Below are 17,669 nucleotides of genomic sequence, written 5' to 3'. Positions count from 1 at the left end.
GGCAGGCTTCACGTTTTCTCAAACTGCCTCGCCTTTGCCGTGTTTACTGGTATTCTTCGAGTCGTGAGGCTTGGGCTATCCTGTCCGCCTCGCCGCATGATCCGAAAAGTGGACTCCAAGTTTCGGAACAGATCATGTCCAAAGAGATAGAAGCCCATTGCGGTCCTTCAGGACGGAACAGGGCTCTAGGAAGGGCCGATGACCGAACGACCCACCTTCAGCAGTGATCGCGGCCTGGCCGGACGCCTGGCCTTGAGCCGGCTGGCGACGCGGGTCTCGATGGCGATCGAGCGTGGCTGGCCGCTGCTGCTTCCGCTCATTATCGTCGTCGGCCTGTTTCTCAGCGTCTCCTGGTTCGGTATTTTTCCCCGGCTGCCGGACGTGGTGCGCATCGGCCTTATCGCCATGTTTTGCCTGGCAGGTCTGGCGGCGCTTTATCCGCTGCGCTTTTTCCGCATACCTGGCGCGGCCGAGATCGATCGCCGCATCGAAGCCGCCAACAGACTGCTGCACAGCCCCGTACAGGTGCAGAGCGACCGGCCCAGCGGCCAGGAAAGCAGTTTCTCGCAGGCGCTCTGGCGCGAGCACCAGAAGCGAATGGCTGGAAAGCTCGACTATCTCGGCGCCGATCTGCCGCGCACGCGCGTGCCGGAGCGCGACCCGTGGGGATTGCGCGCCGTGGCGGCGCTCCTGCTGGTCACTGCCTTTGCCTTCTCCTTCGGGCCGACCGGCGGCCGGCTGACAGATGGGTTCAGCGCACATGGCACGCTCGACGCCGTACCGCCGCGCATCGACGCATGGGTGACGCCGCCGGCCTATACCGGCAAGCCGCCGATCTTCCTGACTGCCGACGCCAACCAGGCGACGCCGACTTTTCATGTCCCCGAGGGAAGCGACGTCTCCCTGCGCGTTACCGGAGGCTCGGGCGAGGAAACGCTTGCCTATGCCGACAAGGACGGCAATGCGCGCGCCATCGACCCCGCAAGCCCGCAAGCCGCCGCCAAGCCGGCAGCAAGCCCGGCGGTGTCGTCCGCCTCGCCTTCGAAGGTGCGCCAGTTCGCCAGCAAGCTGACCGGCGACGGGGCGCTGACGCTGAAATCGGGGGAGGATCAGCTTGGCCGCTGGGCTTTCGCCGTCATCCCGGACAAGCCGCCGCAGATCCGCTTCGTCGGCGAGCCCAAGCGCGCCGCCAACGGCGCCTTCGAGCTCAACTATCAGATCGATGACGATTACGGCGCCGCCACCGCCAAGGCGGTCTTCGCGCTGGCCGACCCGCAGCCGCCGGGTGCGCATCCGCTCTATGGTCCGCCCGAAATGCCGCTGACACTGCCGCGCCGCGGCGGCAAGTTGAATGCCGCCAAGACCACGAAAGACCTGACCGAGCATGTCTGGGCCGGCAGCAGCATCAAGCTGACGCTGGTCGCCACCGACGACGCCGGCCACACCGCCTCAAGCGAAACCAAGACGCTCGCGATGCCCGAGCGGCCGTTCACCAACCCGCTGGCACGCGCGGTGATCGAACAGCGCCGCCTGCTTGCGCTCGACGCCAATGCCAAGCCGCGCGTGCTCGACCTGATGGAGGCCATCACGCTGCGGCCCGAAGACACGTTCGATACCATGTCCCACTACCTCGCCATCATGAGCGCAATGAGCCGGCTGAAGCTGGCGGTGAACGACGATCAATTGCGCAGCGAGGTTGCCTACCTCTGGGAGATCGCGCTTGGTATCGAGGAGGGCAACCTCTCGGCGGCCGAAAAGCGGCTGCGCCAGGCCCAGCAGGCACTGCAGGACGCCATCAAGAATGGCGCCAGCGATGCCGAGATCGAGAAGGCGATGAAGGAACTGCGCGAGGCGATGAACCAGTTCCTGCAGGAGTTCGCCGAACGCGCCAAGCAGAACCCGAACGCGCCGCAGATGCAGCAGAACGGCCAGGAGCTGCGCCAGAGCGACATCGACCGCATGATGGACCAGATCGAAAATCTGGCGAAGTCCGGCGATCGCGACAAGGCCCAGCAATTGCTGTCTCAGTTGCAGGACATGATGAACAACCTCCAGGCCGGCCGCCAGCAGCAGGGGGGCGAGCAGGACAGCCAGATGCGTCAGCAGATGGACAAGCTTGGCGAGATCCTGCGGCGGCAGCAGGAGATGATGAACGACACCTTCCGCATGGATCAGATGCAGCGCGGCGAGCGCCAGCGCGGCCGCAACCGCGACGAGCAGCTTGGCCAGAACGATGAGCAAGGTCAATCTGGCGAAAACGGCAAGCCCGGCGAGAATGGCGAGCCAAAGCCTATGACGCCGCAGGAATTCGCCGATGCGCTGAAGCAGCTGCAGGAGGGCCAGGGCCAGCTGAAGAGCGATCTGGAGCAGCTGAAGAAAGGCCTCGAGGGCATGGGCATGGAGCCCAATGAAGGATTTGGCGAGGCCGGCAAGTCCATGGGCAGCGCCGAGCAGGCGCTTGGCGAGGGCCAGGGCGACGAGGCCGTCGGCCACCAGGGCCGGGCGCTTGAGGCGCTGCGCAAGGGCGCCAAGGACATGATGAAACAGATGCAGGCCATGCAGGGCGATCAGGGCGGCAGCCAGGAAGGCGGCCGCCAGCAGGATGCCGACCGCGACCCGCTCGGCCGGCCGCGCGCCAGCCAGGGTCCCGATTTTGGCGATTCGGTGAAAGTGCCCGACGAGATCGACGTCCAGCGCGCGCGCCAGATCCTGGAAGCGATTCGCAAGCGGCTCGGCAATGCGCTCAGCCCCGACATCGAGCGCAGCTATCTGGAACGGCTGCTGGAGCTGAAATAGGAAGCGGCGAGAGGGGCCAGCTTCATTTCCATGGAGCCGTCTACCTGTTGACGAACGCCTCGCGGATTGCCTCCTGCATGCCGTCGATTGCTTCGCCTGACGCATTCGGGTTGCGATGCATCACCACATTGGAGGAATCGATGTCGCCGAACCCGTCCGCGGACGTTAGCTCTCGGCAATCCGCCGGAATGTTGCTGCGTGAGATCGGCGCGATCGCCAACCCCGAGGTGACGGCAAGCTTCAGGCCGCCATTGGTATCGCTTGTATAGGCGACGCGATAGGCAAGGCCGCGCTGCTCCAGCGATTTGATGGCGAAGTTCTTACACCAGCCGGCGCGGTTGTAGAGCGCGATCGGCACCGGGCGCTCCTCATGCATGTGATGCAGGTTCGACGTCACCCAGACCGTCGGATCATGCATCAGCACTTCGCCGCCGGATGGATCTTGCCATTCGAACACCACGCATAAATCCAGCTCGCCGGCGGCGAGCGCCGCGATCTGCGCCTCCGAATGCGCGTAGCGCACGGTGACCTCAACCTTGGTGTGGCGCTTCGAAAATGCGCCGAGCGCGCGCGACAGGATGGCATGGCCATATTCCTCCGGAATGCCTATGCGCACCGGCCCACCGAGCGGCGCCGCCGCCATCGACGCCGCCGTTTCGTCGAGCAGCGAAACGATACGGCGGGCATTGACGATGAGTTCGCCGCCACGCCGCGTCAGCGCGACGCCGCGTGAACCTCGCTCGAACAGGCTGTCGCCGACCAGCTCTTCGAGCTTCTTCATCTGCATCGACACGGCCGATTGCGTGCGGCCGGCCTGCTCGGCGGCCCTCGTGAAATTGCCGGCCTCGGCTATGGCGACAAAGGTACGCAGGAGATCACTGTCGAGGGTTGGCCGCATGGCATCCATCATAAGCAGATTTGATCGCTGGCATCATTTCAATTCGTTTGCAACATGTCAAACGCCGAACGATAATCGCCTCACCCATTGGATATGCAGTCGCGAAATCGGCTGCGGACCAATCAAGAGTCCTCACTCGTGCCCGCTACCCGAAAACGGTGGCGGGTTCTTTTTGATCTGGTGAGCGTCGCCGGATCGGATGCGCGGGAGCCTGAACGGATGCAGAATAGGATGGTGCGTGGCATCCTGAGCCTGTGCCTGGGCGTGCTGGTCTTCTCGCTGCAGGATCCGCTCGTCAAAGCCGTGTCGAGCGGCTACCCGGTGACCGAGGTGATGGCGATCCGCTCGATCGTAGCCTTGCCGATCCTGATCGTTCTGGTTCACGCCGATGTCGGGCTGCGGGCAATCCTGTCGAAACGGTTCGGCCTGCTGACGATACGCGCCTTCATCCAGTTCACCTCCTACACGGTCTATTACCTGGCCATCGCCGCCCTCCCGCTGGCCGACGCCGTGGCGCTTTATTTCATGGCGCCGCTCTGCATCATGGCGATGGCCGGCCCCTATCTCGGCGAGCGCGTTTCCTGGCGGACGCTGTCGACCGTGCTGATCGGCATGCTTGGCGTTCTGGTGATGCTGCGCCCCGGCGCCGGACTGTTCGACTGGGCGGCCTTGCTGTCGCTGGGCTCGGCCGTGCTCTACGCCTTCTCGCAGCTGATGGCTCGCAAGATCGGCGATACCGAATCGTCCACTGTCATGGCCTTCTACCAGAACGGCGCCTATCTTACCGGCGCGGCCGTCGTCGCCGGCACGTTTCACCTTGCGGGCATAACCCACGCCGTCCACCCGAGCCTCGAATTCCTGGTGCGACCATGGATCTGGCCGACGCTGCCGGATTTCCTCAAGATGGCCGCCTGCGGTTTCGTCGCCTCGGCCGGCATGATCCTGCTCTCGCAAGGCTACCGGCTGTCGCCGGCCAACCGCGTCGCCACCTTCGAATACACCGGTATCCTGTGGTCGCCGCTGTGGGGTTTCCTGTTCTTCGCCGAGGTGCCCAGGTCAGCAACGGTGATCGGCGCGGCGCTCATCATCGGCGCCGGCCTGCTGGCACTCAACACCGAGCGCCGCGCCAGCCCGGCACCGGCGCTTGTCGCCAGGGATCCAGCCTGATCAGGCGAAGCAGATCAGCGCCCGTTCGACGCGAGAGCGAATCTCGGCGAGCGTGAAGGGCTTTTGCACGACATCGAGGATGATGCCGTTCAATTCATCGGCGCGCTCGCGCTGGTCGGCATAGCCGGTCATCAGCATGATCTTCATCGCGGGAAAAAGCGCGGCTGCCGCAACCGCCATCTCGATGCCGTCCATCTCGGGCATGCGTATGTCGGAGACGACGAGATCGTACCCGCCTTTTGCGGCGCGGATCAGCGAAAGCCCCTGCGCGCCATCGGCGGCGATATCGATTGCGTGGCCGGCGCGTTCGAGCGCGCGGGCTGCGAGGGTGCGGACGGACTCATCGTCCTCGACGATCAAAAGCTTTGCCATGGCCGGCATATTTGGTGGCGAAACGTTGACTTTTCCTGAAAACCCAGGCGCTCGCCCAGACTAATTTTCCTGACACCGTTAAGGCCTTTTTCAGGATTCACCGGTGCGAGGCACTCGCCTTACACATCGCCTTTCACCACACCCACGAACGGCAATTCACGGAAAGCATGCGCCACATCCATGCCATAGCCGACGACGAAATAATCGGGGCAGTCGAAGCCGACATAATCGGCATTGAGCGCGGTCTGGCGGCGCATGCGCTTGTCGAGCAGCACGGCGATGGAACAGCTTTTCGCGCCACGCGACAGCATCAGGTCGCGCGTGAAGCTCAGCGTCTTGCCCGATTCCAGAATGTCGTCGATCAACAGCACGTCACGGCCTGCAACCTCGTTGTCGATGTCGCGCAGCACCCTCACCTCGCCACTGGTTGTGCCGGCGCCATAACTGGAGATGAAGATGAACTCGACTTCCGGCGACAGGCCGACATCATGCATAGCGCGGATCAGGTCGGCGGCGAAGATGAACGAGCCTTTCAGCACCGAAATCACCAGGAGATCGTGATAATCGTGCCCGGCGATCTCCTTGGCAAGTTCGAGATTGCGCCGCGCGATCGCCGATGCCGAAAACAGGACTTCGATGTCCTTGCCGCGCACGTTTGGCATTTCTCGCCCCCTCCAGTTTTTTTCCGAAACGCCTTCACACCGAGCGTGTGTTGAGAGTCAGGTCAGACCGAGCCGAAAGCAGTGGTTTCCGAGAACCGGAGCGGAGCGTACGTGAGCACCGGAAGCGCAGGGAACCACCGTTTGCAGGCCGGCTTCACCTGAATATCGACACACGCTATTCGGCGAAGGTGACCAAAACGGTCCTTACCCCGTTCTTAGGCACGTCGAGCCGGCTGGCAAAGCCGAATCTTTCGCCCGATGCCAGCGAATGGCCAGATGTCCCCAGCGTATAGCGGGTTGTCCGGCCGTCATTGCCCGTCACCCGGATTTCGAGTGGCGGCATTGTCGCGGGCCTCGTCCCGTCATTGGCGGCCTCGCCGTCGACGAACAGCACCGGATTGGCGCCGGAGGCATCGATGCGTGACGTCACGCCTGAAATGGTCAGCGCCGACGCTCGCGCGCCGGGCAGGAACGGTGCCTGGCGCACCAGCGCATGGCCGCCCGAGACCCAGAAGGCGGCAAGGGCGGCGCCGATGCCGGCGATCCAGAAGATCGGACCGCCGCGCGAGGCCGGCGGCCGTTCCGCTGGCATTTCCGGCTTGCGCAGCATGTCCATGCCTTCGATGGCCGGGGGGACAATCGCACGCGGCAGCGGCGTCACATTTCCGACTGGTGGGGCCGGCCGCGGCAACACCATATAATCCGCATCGATGATATCAGCCGCCGGGGCGCGCAAGATCCGGTCCGCCGCGGCAATTGCCGCGGGATCGGTCATGATTTCGCCGGAAACCGGGCGCGCGGTTCGTTCGTCAGCCATCATGGCCCCAGTATTGCGCGTGCTTTTCGTTTCTTTTGCGTAAACACAAATGGTTAACGCTTCCCCACCGGAGCCCTCTTGAAGAGCCTAAACGAGCCAGGAATTAACCGCCGGTTAACCATGCCGGCCGATGGTCTTTTCACAAAACAGGCCGGTTCGCCGCGGCCAGGAAATTCAGGTCGTCGAAATTGATTCGCTTCGAAAATGTCGGCCTCCGCTATGGCATGGGTCCGGAAATCCTCCGCGACATCTCCCTGCACATACCGGAGCGCTCCTTCCAGTTCTTGAGCGGGCCTTCGGGTGCCGGCAAGACGACATTGCTGCGCCTTTTGTTCATGTCGCTGAAACCGACGCGTGGACTGATCACCATCTTCGGCAAGGACCGCTCGCGCATCTCGCGCACCGAACTGCCGCATCTGCGCCGCCGCATCGGCGTGGTGTTCCAGGACTTTCGCCTGCTCGACCACATGACCACCTATGAGAATGTCGCGCTGCCGCTGCGCGTGCGCGGGCGCGAGGAAGCGAGCTACCGCACCGATGTCACCGAGTTGTTGAAATGGGTGGGGCTGGGCGAGCGCATGCATGTGCTGCCGCCGGTCCTGTCCGGAGGCGAGAAGCAGCGCGCCGCGATCGCGCGCGCCCTGATCGAGCAACCGGAGATCCTGCTCGCCGACGAGCCGACCGGCAATGTCGATCCGCCGCTGGCGCGGCGGCTGCTGCGGCTGTTCATCGAGCTCAACCGGCTTGGCACCGCCGTTGTGATCGCCACGCATGACCTTGGCCTGATGGAGCAGGTCGACGCGCGCCGCATGATCCTGGCTGGCGGAAGGCTTGATATCTATGACTGAGCTGTCGGCCGACCATTTCGAGGAGCAGGATGCCGAGGCGGTGGAGGCGAGGCCGCGCGCGCAACGCAAGATGGCGCCGATCGTGCCGGCGCAAAACATTGCCGGCCGCGCGCTGGTGCTGGTCATCGCCATCATGACTTTCCTGTCCTGCCTGACCTTCGGCGCGGTGACCCTGGTGCGCGACACAGCCTCGGTTTGGGAAAACCAGATCTCGCGCGAGGCGACGATCCAGATCAAGCCGGCCGACGGCCTCGACATGGAGGCGGCGCTTACCCAGGCGTCACGGATCGCCGGTGAATTCCCTGGCGTGAAGTCGACCCGGATCATCGACCGCGAAGCGACCGCAAGGCTGCTGGAGCCCTGGCTGGGTTCGGGCCTCAACATCGACGACCTGCCCGTGCCGCGCCTGATCATCGTCACCATCGACGAGAGCAGCCCGCCTGACTTCGCCGCCATGCGCGCCGCGATCACGCCGAAACTGCCGAGTGCATCGCTCGACGACCACCGCACCTGGGTCGACCGGCTGGTGGCCATGGCCCGTACCACGGTGACCATAGGCGTTGCCGTTCTGGCCTTGATGCTGTCGGCGACGGTGCTGACCGTGGTGTTCGCGACCCGTGGCGCCATGGACGGCAACGGCCACATCATCGAGGTGCTGCATTTCGTCGGCGCCGAGGCGCGCTTCATCGCACGCGAATTTCGCCGGCATTTCTTGGTCACCGGCATGAAGGGCGCAGCCGCCGGCGGAGCGGCGGCGGTGCTTGTCTTCATCGTGTTTTCCTGGTGGTCGTCACGCAACATAGCAACGCCGCAGGCCGATCAGGCGACTGCTTTGTTCGGTAACTTCGCCATCGGCTCGGCGGGTTACGCAGGTGTCGTCCTGATGGTGCTGGTGATTGGCGCGCTGACGGCGGCAACCTCGCACGTCACCGTCGTTGCCTATCTCAGCGACATCGACGTTCGCCAACCCGATGCATGAAAGGACCTCGTCTTGGCTTGGACGGAAACAGGGCGATCACGGAGAAAGAATTCGCGTAACGCAAAGTGCGTCTTTTACCTATCAAAGGCCGCATTTGAGGATTAACTATATGACCATGGACGTGCGGGATTCGACCGGGACGGCTGGACAGTTGCCAGTGGTGGTTGACCGTTGGCGCGGCCGTGGCAGGGTTAGCCATCTAAGGACCGCCCTGCGCTTCTCCGCTCTCTCCCTGCTTGTGCTTGCAACAGTGTTCGCTGGCGGCTTTGGCTGGTTCGCCAGCAAGGTCAGTCATCTGACCACGCCCGCCAACCCGGCCAAGGCCGACGCCATCATCGTGCTGACCGGCGGCCAGTCGCGCCTCGACGCCGCGATGGAGCTGCTCGCATCCGGCAAGGGCGAGCGGCTCTTGATCAGCGGCGTGCACCCCTCGGCCAGCCGGCGCCAGCTTCAGGCGGCGACCGGCGGCGACAAGAAACTGTTTTCCTGCTGCGTCGACATCGATCGCGCCGCGCTCGACACGATCGGCAATGCCGAGGAAAGCGCCAAATGGGTGGAAAACCATGCCTATGGCACGGTGATCCTGGTGACCAACAATTATCACATGCCGCGCAGCCTTTTGGAGATGGGCCGGCTGCTGCATGGCGCCAAGCTCGAACCCTACCCGGTGGTCAATTCCAACCTGGATAATGGCAGTTGGCTGACCAAGCCACGGGCAGTGCGCGTGCTGTTCACCGAATACACCAAGTACCTGCTGGCGCTGGCTCGCGGGTTTATCCCGGTGAAGCCGACGCCTGAGGGAATCGCCCTGGCCGAGACCGCCGCCGGCGGCTGAGCCGCGTCATTGCTTGGCGACAGCCCCTGAAACGCCCTTGAGGCGCGCGATCTCTTGTTCAAGGTCTTGGATGCGCCGGTCGCGCTCGCCAAGCGCGGCTGCCACATCAGCCGCCTCGAAGCGCTGCGGTATATGTTGCGGGCAATTGGCATCCCATGCCGAGACGGTGAACAGGATGATCTGCTCGGGACGCGCCTTGTAGTCCGGCGGCATCAGCCTCGCCGTCAACTCGGCATCGTCCTCGACAACGCGCGCCGTACCCCAGATCTTGATGCGCTGGCGCATCATGTAGTCGATCAGGAACAGGAAGGCCCTCGGATTGTCGGCCAGATTGCCCTGCGTGATGAATTGCCTGTTGCCGGAAAAATCCGCGAAGCCGATCGTCTTCTCGTCGAGCACCTTGAGAAAGCCGGCAGGGCCGCCGCGGTGCTGGATATAGGGCTGGCCGTCGCCATTGGCCGTCGACAGGAAGATGCTGGTCTGCATTTCGATGAATGCGGCGAGGTCCGGTGTGATCGCCGACTGCCAGCCGCCGCGCTCCTCGACGCGGGCGTAGGACTGGCGCGAGCCCTTGCGCGCCTGGATCGCCTTGACCGTCGGCGTGAAGGCGACATCGCTGGTAAAAGCGTGTGCGTTCATCGAAACCTCCTTTGCCTGAATGCTTCTAAAGACCGAGCTCCGACAGCGTCGGATGGTCGTCCGGCCGCCGGCCGAGCGGCCAGTGATATTTGCGCTCGGCCTCGGCGATCGGCAGGTCGTTGATGCTGGCGATGCGCAGCCGCATCAGCCCGTGGTCGTCGAATTCCCAGTTCTCGTTACCGTAGCTGCGGAACCATGAGCCGCTGTCGTCGCGCCATTCATAGGCGAAGCGCACGGCGATGCGGTTGCCGTGGAAGGCCCAGACCTCCTTGATCAGCCGGTAGTCGAGTTCGCGGCTCCATTTGCGCGTCAGGAACGCCTGGATGGCATCGCGGCCTTGCAGGAACTCGGCGCGGTTGCGCCAACGGCTGTCCGCCGTATAGGCGAGCGCCACCCGCGCCGGATCGCGCGAGTTCCAGGCATCCTCGGCCATGCGCGCTTTCTGGGCTGACGTCTCGGCGGTGAAGGGCGGAAGCGGCGGGCGGCTCTCAGACATGGGATTTCCTCTGCGGCATGAAGGGTGGGGACCGGCGGGCATCGCCGCTCCTATCCGGATTCAGGCAGCATTGCGGGCGGAAACAACCGGAAAATCGATCTCGGTCTGGGCAACCTCATTGATATAGTTGGTCCAGACGTTCAGGGCGACATGCTGGACAATCTCGATGATCTCTCCGTCGTCATAGCCCGCGAGCCTGACAGCGGCGATATCCTCCTGGGCGACATGTCCGCGGCTTTGCGCAACCCGGGCGGCAAAACCCACCGCCGCGGCTGCCTTGGGGTCCATGGAGCCGCCATGGCGATTGGCCATCATCTCGGCATCGTCGAGGCTTGCGAGCGTCTTGCCGAGATAGGTGTGCGCGCACAGGCAGTAGTTGCAGCCATTGATCTCGGCGATCGCCAGCGCGATGCGCTCGCGCGTCGGCGCCGGAAGCCGGCCCTTGGCCAGCGCGCCCATCATGCCGAGATAGCCTTCCAGCGCCGCCGGACTGTTGGCGACCATCCGAAACAGGTTCGGCACGACACCAAGCTGTTTTTCCACCACTTGCAGCATGGGCTGCGCGGCGGCGGGAGCGGCAGCGATGGACGAAGGCGTAGCGATGCGGGGCATAGAGATTTCCTGGTTGAGGTGTGCCCCCGTTATATGCAGCCTTCCATGTTGCGGATGTAGATGCCATATTTGCAACCAACCCTTCCATTTTCTGGAAGAAATGATGGATCGTCTCGAAGCCATGTCCCTTTTCGTCGCGGCGGCGGAGGGCGGCAGCCTTTCCGCCGCCGCGCGCCATTCGGACGTTCCGTTGGCAACAGTCAGCCGCAAGGTCTCCGAACTGGAGCGGTACCTGAAGACACGCCTGTTGAACCGCTCGACGCGGCGGCTGACACTGACCGACGCCGGCCATGCCTATCTCACTGCCTGCCGCCGCATCCTCGACGAGGTCGGCGACGCCGAACGCACCGCCGGCGGCGAATACAGCGCCCCGACAGGGGAATTGATCGTCACCGCGCCGATCGTCTTCGGCCGCCTTCACGTGCTACCGGTCGTCACCGACTTCCTCGCCGCCTATCCCCTGGTGGATATCCGCCTGACGCTCGGCGACAGGATAAGCCAGTTGGCCGAGGATCATATCGACCTCGCCGTCCGTATCGGCAGGCTGCCGGATTCGCGCATGGTCGCCATCAGGGTCGGTTCGATCGGTCATGTTGTCTGCGCGAGCCCTGCCTATCTGGCCGGACGCGGCATTCCAGAAATTCCAGGAGATCTCGAGGCGCACAGCTGCATTACCTTCGAGGGCCTTGGCTCGCTCGCCACCTGGACCTTCACCGTGGACAAGGCTGATTTTGTCGTGCCGGTCCGATCAAGGCTCCGGGTCAACACCGCCGAGGCGGCGATTGATGCGGCGATCGCCGGTGTCGGAGTGACACGGGTGCTTTCCTACCAGATTGTCGCCGCCGCACGCTCGGGAACACTGCGCCCCGTGCTCAGGGATTTCGAACCCGAGCCTTGGCCGGTAAACCTGGTGCATGCGGGCCAGGGCCGGCTGCCGGTGAAACTGCGCGCCTTCCTCGACTTCGCCGCCCCCCGCCTGAGGGAACGCCTGGCGCAGGCGACCTGGTAGGACGGGCAGTATCGCACCGTTTCCTTTTTCTCCGCGCTTGGTGTAACCAACGCACACTTCCTCACCGGACCTCCCCCATGCTCTATGTCAGATCGCTGGCGTTCAATTTCGTCTTCTACGTCAATCTGATCGTCCAGATGATCCTCTGGACCCCGTACTATTTCCTGTCGCCCCGCCACCGCGCCTGGTTCGTGCCGAAATTCTGGTCGCGCACCTCGATGTGGCTCTATGACAAGATCGCCGGCACCAAAAACGACATCACCGGGCAGGAAAACCTGCCCGAGGGCTCCTTCATCCTGGCGCCCAAGCACCAGTCGTTCTGGGACGCCATCGCCTTCTTCCCCTTCCTCCAGGACCCGCTCTACATCCTCAAGCGCGAGCTGACCTGGATCCCCTTCTTCGGCTGGTACATCTTGAAGATGCGGATGATCCCGGTGCATCGCGGCAGCCGCTCCAAGGCCTTGAAGGCGGTGGTTGCGGCGACCAAGGAAGAAATGGCGCGCAACCCGCGCCAGCTGATCATCTATCCCGAGGGCACCCGTCGGGCGCCGGGCGACGAGCCGGCCTACAAATACGGCATCGTCGAAATCTATTCGCAGCTTGGCGTTCCGGTCGTGCCGGTCGCCCATGTCGCTGGCCTCTATTGGCCGCGCCGCAAGTTCCTGCGCTATCCCGGCACCGTCAAGGCGCGCTTCCTGCCGCCTATACCGCCTGGCCTAGGCAAGGACGAGTTCATGGCGCGGCTGATCGGTGAGACCGAAGCTGCCTGCGACCAGCTTCTCCTCGAGGCATCTCGCGCATCCAACCCGCCGGCCCTGCCGCCAACGGCGGTGAAACGGCTTCGGGAGCTCGGCGCGAAGGCCTGAAGCCTCCTGACCACGGGCCGTCAGCCGTACACCGCCAGCACCGTGGTCAGCACCAGCGTCGCAGCCTCAGGCGCTGGCCTTGTCGAGTTCGGCCATATCGTCCGCGGACAGCTTCAGCGACGCCGCGCGGATCAGGCTGTCCATCTGCTCAGGCTTGGTCGCACTGGCGATCGGCGCGGTGACGCCGGGCCGCGCGATAACCCAAGCAAGCGCCACTTCCGCCTGTTTGGCCGAATGCCTGGCCGACACCGCGTCCAGCGCCGCCAGGATGCGCATGCCACGCGCATTGAGGTAGTCTTTCACCCCGCCGCCGCGCTCGCTTTGGCCGAGATCGGCCTCGCTGCGGTACTTGCCGCTGAGAAAGCCCTTGGCCAAGCTGAAATAGGTGATGACGCCGATATCCTCCGCCACGCAGAGATCGCGCAGTGGGCCATCGAAGGAGGAGCGGTCATAGAGATTGTATTCCGGCTGCAGCACCTCGTAGCGCGGCAGGCCGCGCAGGCTTGCCACGTCAAGTGCCGCGCGCAACTGGCCGGCGTCGAGGTTGGAACAGCCGGCATAGCGGATCTTGCCCTTGGCGAGCAGTTTCTCATAGGCGCCGAGGGTTTCCTCATAGGGCGTGGTCGGATCCGGCCAGTGCGACAGGTAAAGGTCGATGAATTCGGTCTGCAGCCGCTTCAGCGATGCATCGACAGCCTTTTCGATATAGGCGGCCGACAGGTCCTTGTGGCCCTGCCCCATGTCTGAGCCGACCTTGGTGACCACCACGACCTTGTCGCGATTGCCACGATCCTTCATCCATTTGCCGATGATGGTTTCCGATTCACCGCCCTTGTTGCCGGGAACCCAGCGCGAATAGGCGTCGGCCGTGTCGATGGCATTGAGGCCGGCTCCGACAAAGCGATCGAGCAGATCGAAAGAAGTCTTCTCGTCGGCGGTCCAGCCGAAGACATTGCCACCCAGAACCAGCGGCGCGATGGAAAGGTCGGTGCGACCGAGACGGCGTTTCTGCAAGACGGATCTCCGTGGTGATTGGGACCGGGCGGATGCCGCCCGCTGGCTGGGTTCGGAGCCTAACCTAGGTCTTGCCGCATCGAGGTCAAAGGCCTGGCTACCCTTTTCCGCGGAGCCAGCGCTTCACAAAGTCGCTATCCGGTGCGCCACATCCTCCAGCCAGTGGTCGCGAATCTTGAGCGCTTCCAGATGCTTCAGCGTGCTCAGCACATAATCCTCGTTGTCACCGGATCGGCCGACCGCGCCGCGCACCACGGCCGCCGCCTCCGCCGCGTCCAGCGCGCCCGCATATTGCTCATGCTTGCGGTCGACGACGTAGGCCACGGCTTCCACCGTGCCACCGGCGTCGAGGCGAACCTTGAGCGTCCGCTCGAGATAGACGCTGGTGACGAGTTCGCGCTCGCGCAGATAGGCAATGACCTCGTCGCGCAATTCGCCAGGGACGCGGTACGCAAGGCCGACGCAGGAGCCGCCATGGTCGAGGCCAAGCACCAGTCCGGGCCGCTGGCGCGTGCCGCGATGCACGAAGGAATAGACGCAGAGCGAGCGGCGATAGCCATGCAGGCGGGCGCGTCGTGTCTCGACATGAGCGAAACCCGGCCGCCAGATCAGCGAACCGTAGCCGAACACCCAAAAATCGCCCATATCACCGCGCCTGATTGCAAAAAGAATGGCAGCACCGCACCGGTAACCGGTGTTTTTTCCATCCGTCTCTGTCTACCTAGTGTTCGGAACCTGAGAATCCGTCCACACCATCCATGCGTTAATGAGAGCCAAAGCATGACGTCAAGTGACGAACGCCAACCGGGTAACCGTCGCCGTCTGTGGTGGCTTGCCGCGTTCATCCTCGTGCTGTTCGCCATTTACAGCGCCGGCTGGTTCTATCTGGCCAACAGGGTCCGGTCCGAGGCCGACAAGGCGGTTGCCACGCTCAACAAGAGCGGCATCGAGGCCGGTTGCGCCAACCTCCAGGTCGGTGGCTATCCACTGAGCTTTGCCGTCTCTTGCGACAACCTCGCCTACGAGGACGACGCCAAGAGCATTGCTGCCTCGGCCGGCTCCTTCAACGCCGTCGCCCAGATCGTCCAGCCCTTGTCGCCTGTTGCCAATCTACGCGGTCCACTCCGGACCTCCGTCCCCGGCATGATGCCGCTCTGGATCGACTGGGACAATCTGCAGGCCAACGTCAAATTGTGGTACCCGCTGCCCCGGCGTGTAGCGCTGCAGGCCGAGGGCCTGTCGGGCCAGACCGACCCGGCCGACGACACCGATCCGGTGGAACTGTTCAGTGCCGGCAAGGCGTCAGGCCAATTGCAGCCCAACAACGGCGATCTCGATTATGTCGGCAGCTTTGGCGATCTCGAGATCGATGCCGACGCGATCGGCGGGCGGGTGTTGCCGGCGCTCGATGCCAGCGGCGACGTGACACTGAAGAACGGCGTGGCGCTGATCGGCACGCAGGTGAAAAGCCTGCGCGGCCAGCGGATCGAAATCCGCAACCTCGATCTGTCGTCCGGCACGGCGCGCGTCACCGTTTCCGGGCCGCTGTCAGTCGATGCCGAGGGTCTCGTCGACGCCGACCTGATGATCAGGATCAAGGATCCCAAGGCGGTGGCATCTATTCTTGCCGGCGCCATACCCGAGCAGAAGAATGCGATCGAGCAGGGTTTTGGCGCCCTGGCGCTGCTTGGCAGCGAACCGTCCATGCCGCTGAAAGTGGTCAAGGGCAAGGCTTCCCTCGGCTTCATTCCGCTGGGCAAGATCAAGCCGGTCAACTAACGGATGGCGGGGCCGGCAAAGCTGCTGAGCGTCGGCGCACTGACGCTTGACACCATTCTTCGTGTCGAATCACTGCCCACGCATCAGGGAAAATTCATCGCCTCGGACGGCATCCAGATCGCCTCGGGCATGGCGACGAGCGCGGCCTGCGCCGCGCATCGCCTGGGTGCCGAGGTGTCGCTATGGGCTAGCGCCGGCGACGATCCGGTCGGCGATCTGCTGATTGCCGGGATAGAGGCCGAGGGCGTCGATTGCAGCCATGTACGCCGCGTCAGCGGCGCCCGCTCGGCACTGGCCTCGATCCTGGTCGATGCGCATGGCGAGCGGATCATCGTGCCTTTCTACGACGCGCGCGCGCAGGCCGATCCCGAGGTTTTGCCGTTCACCGACATAACGGCATTCGACGCCGTACTGGCCGACGTGCGCTGGCCGGGCGCCGCGGCGCTTGCCCTTAAGGCGGCGCGCGCCGCCGGCCGCCCAGCCATACTCGATGCCGATACCGCGCCCCTGGCGGTACTGGAGCGATTATTGCCGCTCGCCTCGCACATCGTCGCCTCGGAGCCGGCGGTCCGCATCATATGCGGCCACGCGCTGGATCTGGAGACCGCCTGCACCGATTTGGCGTCCCGCACCGATGCGTTCGTCGCGGTCACCGGCGGCGCGGCGGGTACCTGGTGGTTCGACCGAAGCGCCGGATCATCCCGCCATGTCGAGGCACCGAGGGTCAAGGCGGTCGACACGCTGGCCGCCGGCGATGTCTTTCATGGCGCCTTTGCCGTCGGGCTGGCGGAAGCCATGGCGGTCGAGCACGCACTGCGCTTTGCCAGCGCGGCCGCCGCGCTCAAGTGCCTGCGCTTCGGCGGCCGGCTGGGCGCGCCGGATCGGGCGGAGACGCTCGCCATGATGGCAACCGCCTGGCCGGTTGAAATCACCTAGCTCTTTGCCGGATGCTCGACCGCCTGGCGGCCAAAATCGGGCGCGTCGATATCCTGGCCCGCCTCGATGATCGAGCGGCGCACGGCGCGGGTGCGGGTGAACAGGTCGAAGAGCTTGTCGCCGTCGCCCCAGCGGATGGCGCGCTGCAGGAACGCCAGGTCTTCCGAGAACCGCGCCAACATTTCCAGGATGGCATCCTTGTTGTGCAGGCACACGTCCCGCCACATGGTCGGATCGGAGGCAGCCAGACGCGTGAAATCGCGAAAACCGGAGGCGGAATATTTGATCACTTCCGTCTTGGTCACCGATTCCAGATCGTCGGCGGTGCCGACGATGTTGTAGGCGATGATGTGCGGCAGATGCGAGACGATGGCCAGCGTCATGTCGTGATGCTGCGGGTCCATCGTGTCGATGTTGGCGCCGCAGCGGCGCCAGAATTCCGACAGCCGTTCCAGCGCTTCCGGATCGGTGCCCGGCACCGGCGTGAAGATGCACCAGCGGTTGTCGAACAGGTCGGCAAACCCGGCATCCGGGCCGGATTTTTCGGTGCCCGCCAGCGGATGGCCAGGAATGAAATGGACGCCTTCAGGCACATGCGGCTGCATCTGCGCGATGACCGAGGCCTTGGTCGAGCCGACATCGGTGAGGATCGCCCCCTTTTTCAGCGCCGGCGCGATTTCCACCGCTACAGCGCCGGATGAGCCGACCGGCACCGAGACAACGACCAGATCGGCATCACGCACCGCGTCCCCGGCATCGGTGGTGTAGGAATCGCCAAGGCCCAGTTCCTCGGCTCGCTTGAGCGTTGCCGCACTGCGCGTCGAGATGGCGACATGGCGAGCCAAGCCCTCGCGTCGGATGACGCGGGCCAGAGACGAGCCGATCAGGCCGATACCGACCAGCGCGATCTTTTCGAACATCGGTGATGCCATGGTGTTCCAGCT

General features: G+C 64.1%; 19 protein-coding genes. 9 read left to right on the top strand and 10 right to left on the bottom strand.

Going from position 1 to position 17,669, the window contains the following annotated elements; all coding sequences use genetic code 11:
* Window positions 1-198 precede the first annotated feature (198 nt).
* Complete coding sequence (locus FJW04_RS05785; protein ID WP_140712867.1) at window positions 199-2,796, top strand: TIGR02302 family protein; 2,598 nt, start codon at window positions 199-201, stop codon at window positions 2,794-2,796.
* Window positions 2,797-2,836: 40 nt separating this feature from the next.
* Here the strand turns inward: FJW04_RS05785 and FJW04_RS05780 are convergent, their stop codons facing one another.
* Entirely contained in the window at window positions 2,837-3,694 is an 858-nt protein-coding gene (locus tag FJW04_RS05780; protein WP_140712865.1) for a LysR substrate-binding domain-containing protein, read from the bottom strand.
* A gap of 219 nt (window positions 3,695-3,913) precedes the next feature.
* Here FJW04_RS05780 and FJW04_RS05775 point away from each other — a divergent pair, with 219 nt between their 5' ends.
* Window positions 3,914-4,861: a DMT family transporter gene (locus FJW04_RS05775; RefSeq protein WP_140712863.1), complete on the top strand. Its 948-nt coding sequence runs from the start codon at window positions 3,914-3,916 to the stop codon at window positions 4,859-4,861.
* Here the strand turns inward: FJW04_RS05775 and FJW04_RS05770 are convergent, their stop codons facing one another.
* The 3 genes from FJW04_RS05770 to FJW04_RS05760 form a co-directional block, all read right to left on the bottom strand.
* Window positions 4,862-5,233, bottom strand: a complete 372-nt coding sequence (locus FJW04_RS05770) for a response regulator (RefSeq protein ID WP_015315536.1) — start codon at window positions 5,231-5,233, stop codon at window positions 4,862-4,864. It abuts the gene before it with no gap.
* 119 nt (window positions 5,234-5,352) lie between these two features.
* A complete protein-coding gene (gene hpt, locus FJW04_RS05765; RefSeq protein WP_015315535.1) occupies window positions 5,353-5,895 on the bottom strand; it encodes a hypoxanthine phosphoribosyltransferase in 543 nt (180 codons plus the stop codon).
* 175 nt (window positions 5,896-6,070) lie between these two features.
* Window positions 6,071-6,715, bottom strand: a complete 645-nt coding sequence (locus FJW04_RS05760; protein ID WP_140712861.1) for a cadherin-like beta sandwich domain-containing protein — start codon at window positions 6,713-6,715, stop codon at window positions 6,071-6,073.
* Between the two features lie 185 nt (window positions 6,716-6,900).
* Between FJW04_RS05760 and ftsE the strand changes: the two genes are divergently transcribed.
* From ftsE to FJW04_RS05745, 3 genes are all read left to right on the top strand, one after another.
* Window positions 6,901-7,560, top strand: a complete 660-nt coding sequence (ftsE, locus tag FJW04_RS05755) for a cell division ATP-binding protein FtsE (protein ID WP_010911739.1) — start codon at window positions 6,901-6,903, stop codon at window positions 7,558-7,560.
* Complete coding sequence (locus tag FJW04_RS05750; protein WP_140712859.1) at window positions 7,553-8,539, top strand: ABC transporter permease; 987 nt, start codon at window positions 7,553-7,555, stop codon at window positions 8,537-8,539. Before ftsE ends, FJW04_RS05750 begins: the two co-directional genes overlap by 8 nt.
* Window positions 8,540-8,648: 109 nt before the next feature.
* On the top strand, window positions 8,649-9,374 hold the full coding sequence (locus FJW04_RS05745) for a YdcF family protein (protein WP_140616823.1): 726 nt from the start codon (window positions 8,649-8,651) through the stop codon (window positions 9,372-9,374).
* A 6-nt stretch (window positions 9,375-9,380) separates the two neighbouring features.
* Here the strand turns inward: FJW04_RS05745 and FJW04_RS05740 are convergent, their stop codons facing one another.
* The 3 genes from FJW04_RS05740 to FJW04_RS05730 are packed head-to-tail and all read right to left on the bottom strand — an operon-like array spanning window position 9,381 to window position 11,121.
* A complete protein-coding gene (locus FJW04_RS05740) occupies window positions 9,381-10,013 on the bottom strand; it encodes a pyridoxamine 5'-phosphate oxidase family protein (protein ID WP_140712857.1) in 633 nt (210 codons plus the stop codon).
* Between the two features lie 25 nt (window positions 10,014-10,038).
* The gene (locus FJW04_RS05735) at window positions 10,039-10,509 is read right to left on the bottom strand and encodes a DUF1348 family protein (RefSeq protein WP_015315530.1); all 471 of its coding nucleotides are present in this window, start codon (window positions 10,507-10,509) and stop codon (window positions 10,039-10,041) included.
* A 60-nt stretch (window positions 10,510-10,569) separates the two neighbouring features.
* Entirely contained in the window at window positions 10,570-11,121 is a 552-nt protein-coding gene (locus FJW04_RS05730) for a carboxymuconolactone decarboxylase family protein (protein ID WP_140712855.1), read from the bottom strand.
* Window positions 11,122-11,224: 103 nt separating this feature from the next.
* Here FJW04_RS05730 and FJW04_RS05725 point away from each other — a divergent pair, with 103 nt between their 5' ends.
* Window positions 11,225-12,130 carry a LysR family transcriptional regulator gene (locus tag FJW04_RS05725; protein WP_015315528.1) on the top strand — a complete coding sequence of 302 codons (906 nt, stop codon included), beginning with the start codon at window positions 11,225-11,227 and terminating at the stop codon, window positions 12,128-12,130.
* A 77-nt stretch (window positions 12,131-12,207) separates the two neighbouring features.
* Entirely contained in the window at window positions 12,208-12,996 is a 789-nt protein-coding gene (locus tag FJW04_RS05720) for a 1-acyl-sn-glycerol-3-phosphate acyltransferase (protein WP_015315527.1), read from the top strand.
* Window positions 12,997-13,062: 66 nt separating this feature from the next.
* Here the strand turns inward: FJW04_RS05720 and FJW04_RS05715 are convergent, their stop codons facing one another.
* Both FJW04_RS05715 and FJW04_RS05710 read right to left on the bottom strand, forming a co-directional pair.
* Window positions 13,063-14,010 (bottom strand): aldo/keto reductase, encoded by a 948-nt coding sequence (locus tag FJW04_RS05715; RefSeq protein WP_140662851.1) that lies wholly within the window; start codon window positions 14,008-14,010, stop codon window positions 13,063-13,065.
* Between the two features lie 123 nt (window positions 14,011-14,133).
* On the bottom strand, window positions 14,134-14,655 hold the full coding sequence (locus FJW04_RS05710; protein ID WP_140712853.1) for a gamma-glutamylcyclotransferase: 522 nt from the start codon (window positions 14,653-14,655) through the stop codon (window positions 14,134-14,136).
* A 135-nt stretch (window positions 14,656-14,790) separates the two neighbouring features.
* Between FJW04_RS05710 and FJW04_RS05705 the strand changes: the two genes are divergently transcribed.
* The gene (locus tag FJW04_RS05705) at window positions 14,791-15,789 is read left to right on the top strand and encodes a DUF2125 domain-containing protein (protein WP_140662853.1); all 999 of its coding nucleotides are present in this window, start codon (window positions 14,791-14,793) and stop codon (window positions 15,787-15,789) included.
* Window positions 15,790-15,792: 3 nt separating this feature from the next.
* Window positions 15,793-16,725 carry a sugar kinase gene (locus FJW04_RS05700; RefSeq protein WP_015315523.1) on the top strand — a complete coding sequence of 311 codons (933 nt, stop codon included), beginning with the start codon at window positions 15,793-15,795 and terminating at the stop codon, window positions 16,723-16,725.
* Here the strand turns inward: FJW04_RS05700 and FJW04_RS05695 are convergent.
* Window positions 16,722-17,657: a prephenate/arogenate dehydrogenase family protein gene (locus FJW04_RS05695; RefSeq protein WP_181172884.1), complete on the bottom strand. Its 936-nt coding sequence runs from the start codon at window positions 17,655-17,657 to the stop codon at window positions 16,722-16,724. The two genes, FJW04_RS05700 and FJW04_RS05695, sit on opposite strands and share 4 nt — an antisense overlap.
* Window positions 17,658-17,669: the final 12 nt, after the last annotated feature.

It is taken from the genome of Mesorhizobium sp. B2-7-3 (assembly GCF_006440715.1).
Lineage (GTDB): Bacteria > Pseudomonadota > Alphaproteobacteria > Rhizobiales > Rhizobiaceae > Mesorhizobium > Mesorhizobium australicum.
The sequence above is the reverse complement of the archived record's forward strand: the minus strand, read 5'-3'. Positions and strand labels throughout refer to the sequence as shown.

Bases quoted from the DNA above. Each gene is read 5' to 3' on its own strand.
- FJW04_RS05785 (WP_140712867.1), top strand. From the start codon at position 199: ATGACCGAACGACCCACCTTCAGCAGTGATCGCGGCCTGGCCGGACGC.
- FJW04_RS05780 (WP_140712865.1), bottom strand. From the start codon at position 3,694: ATGCGGCCAACCCTCGACAGTGATCTCCTGCGTACCTTTGTCGCCATA.
- FJW04_RS05775 (WP_140712863.1), top strand. From the start codon at position 3,914: ATGCAGAATAGGATGGTGCGTGGCATCCTGAGCCTGTGCCTGGGCGTG.
- FJW04_RS05770 (WP_015315536.1), bottom strand. From the start codon at position 5,233: ATGGCAAAGCTTTTGATCGTCGAGGACGATGAGTCCGTCCGCACCCTC.
- hpt (WP_015315535.1), bottom strand. From the start codon at position 5,895: ATGCCAAACGTGCGCGGCAAGGACATCGAAGTCCTGTTTTCGGCATCG.
- FJW04_RS05760 (WP_140712861.1), bottom strand. From the start codon at position 6,715: ATGATGGCTGACGAACGAACCGCGCGCCCGGTTTCCGGCGAAATCATG.
- FJW04_RS05750 (WP_140712859.1), top strand. From the start codon at position 7,553: ATGACTGAGCTGTCGGCCGACCATTTCGAGGAGCAGGATGCCGAGGCG.
- FJW04_RS05745 (WP_140616823.1), top strand. From the start codon at position 8,649: ATGACCATGGACGTGCGGGATTCGACCGGGACGGCTGGACAGTTGCCA.
- FJW04_RS05740 (WP_140712857.1), bottom strand. From the start codon at position 10,013: ATGAACGCACACGCTTTTACCAGCGATGTCGCCTTCACGCCGACGGTC.
- FJW04_RS05735 (WP_015315530.1), bottom strand. From the start codon at position 10,509: ATGTCTGAGAGCCGCCCGCCGCTTCCGCCCTTCACCGCCGAGACGTCA.
- FJW04_RS05730 (WP_140712855.1), bottom strand. From the start codon at position 11,121: ATGCCCCGCATCGCTACGCCTTCGTCCATCGCTGCCGCTCCCGCCGCC.
- FJW04_RS05725 (WP_015315528.1), top strand. From the start codon at position 11,225: ATGGATCGTCTCGAAGCCATGTCCCTTTTCGTCGCGGCGGCGGAGGGC.
- FJW04_RS05720 (WP_015315527.1), top strand. From the start codon at position 12,208: ATGCTCTATGTCAGATCGCTGGCGTTCAATTTCGTCTTCTACGTCAAT.
- FJW04_RS05710 (WP_140712853.1), bottom strand. From the start codon at position 14,655: ATGGGCGATTTTTGGGTGTTCGGCTACGGTTCGCTGATCTGGCGGCCG.
- FJW04_RS05705 (WP_140662853.1), top strand. From the start codon at position 14,791: ATGACGTCAAGTGACGAACGCCAACCGGGTAACCGTCGCCGTCTGTGG.
- FJW04_RS05700 (WP_015315523.1), top strand. From the start codon at position 15,793: ATGGCGGGGCCGGCAAAGCTGCTGAGCGTCGGCGCACTGACGCTTGAC.
- FJW04_RS05695 (WP_181172884.1), bottom strand. From the start codon at position 17,657: ATGGCATCACCGATGTTCGAAAAGATCGCGCTGGTCGGTATCGGCCTG.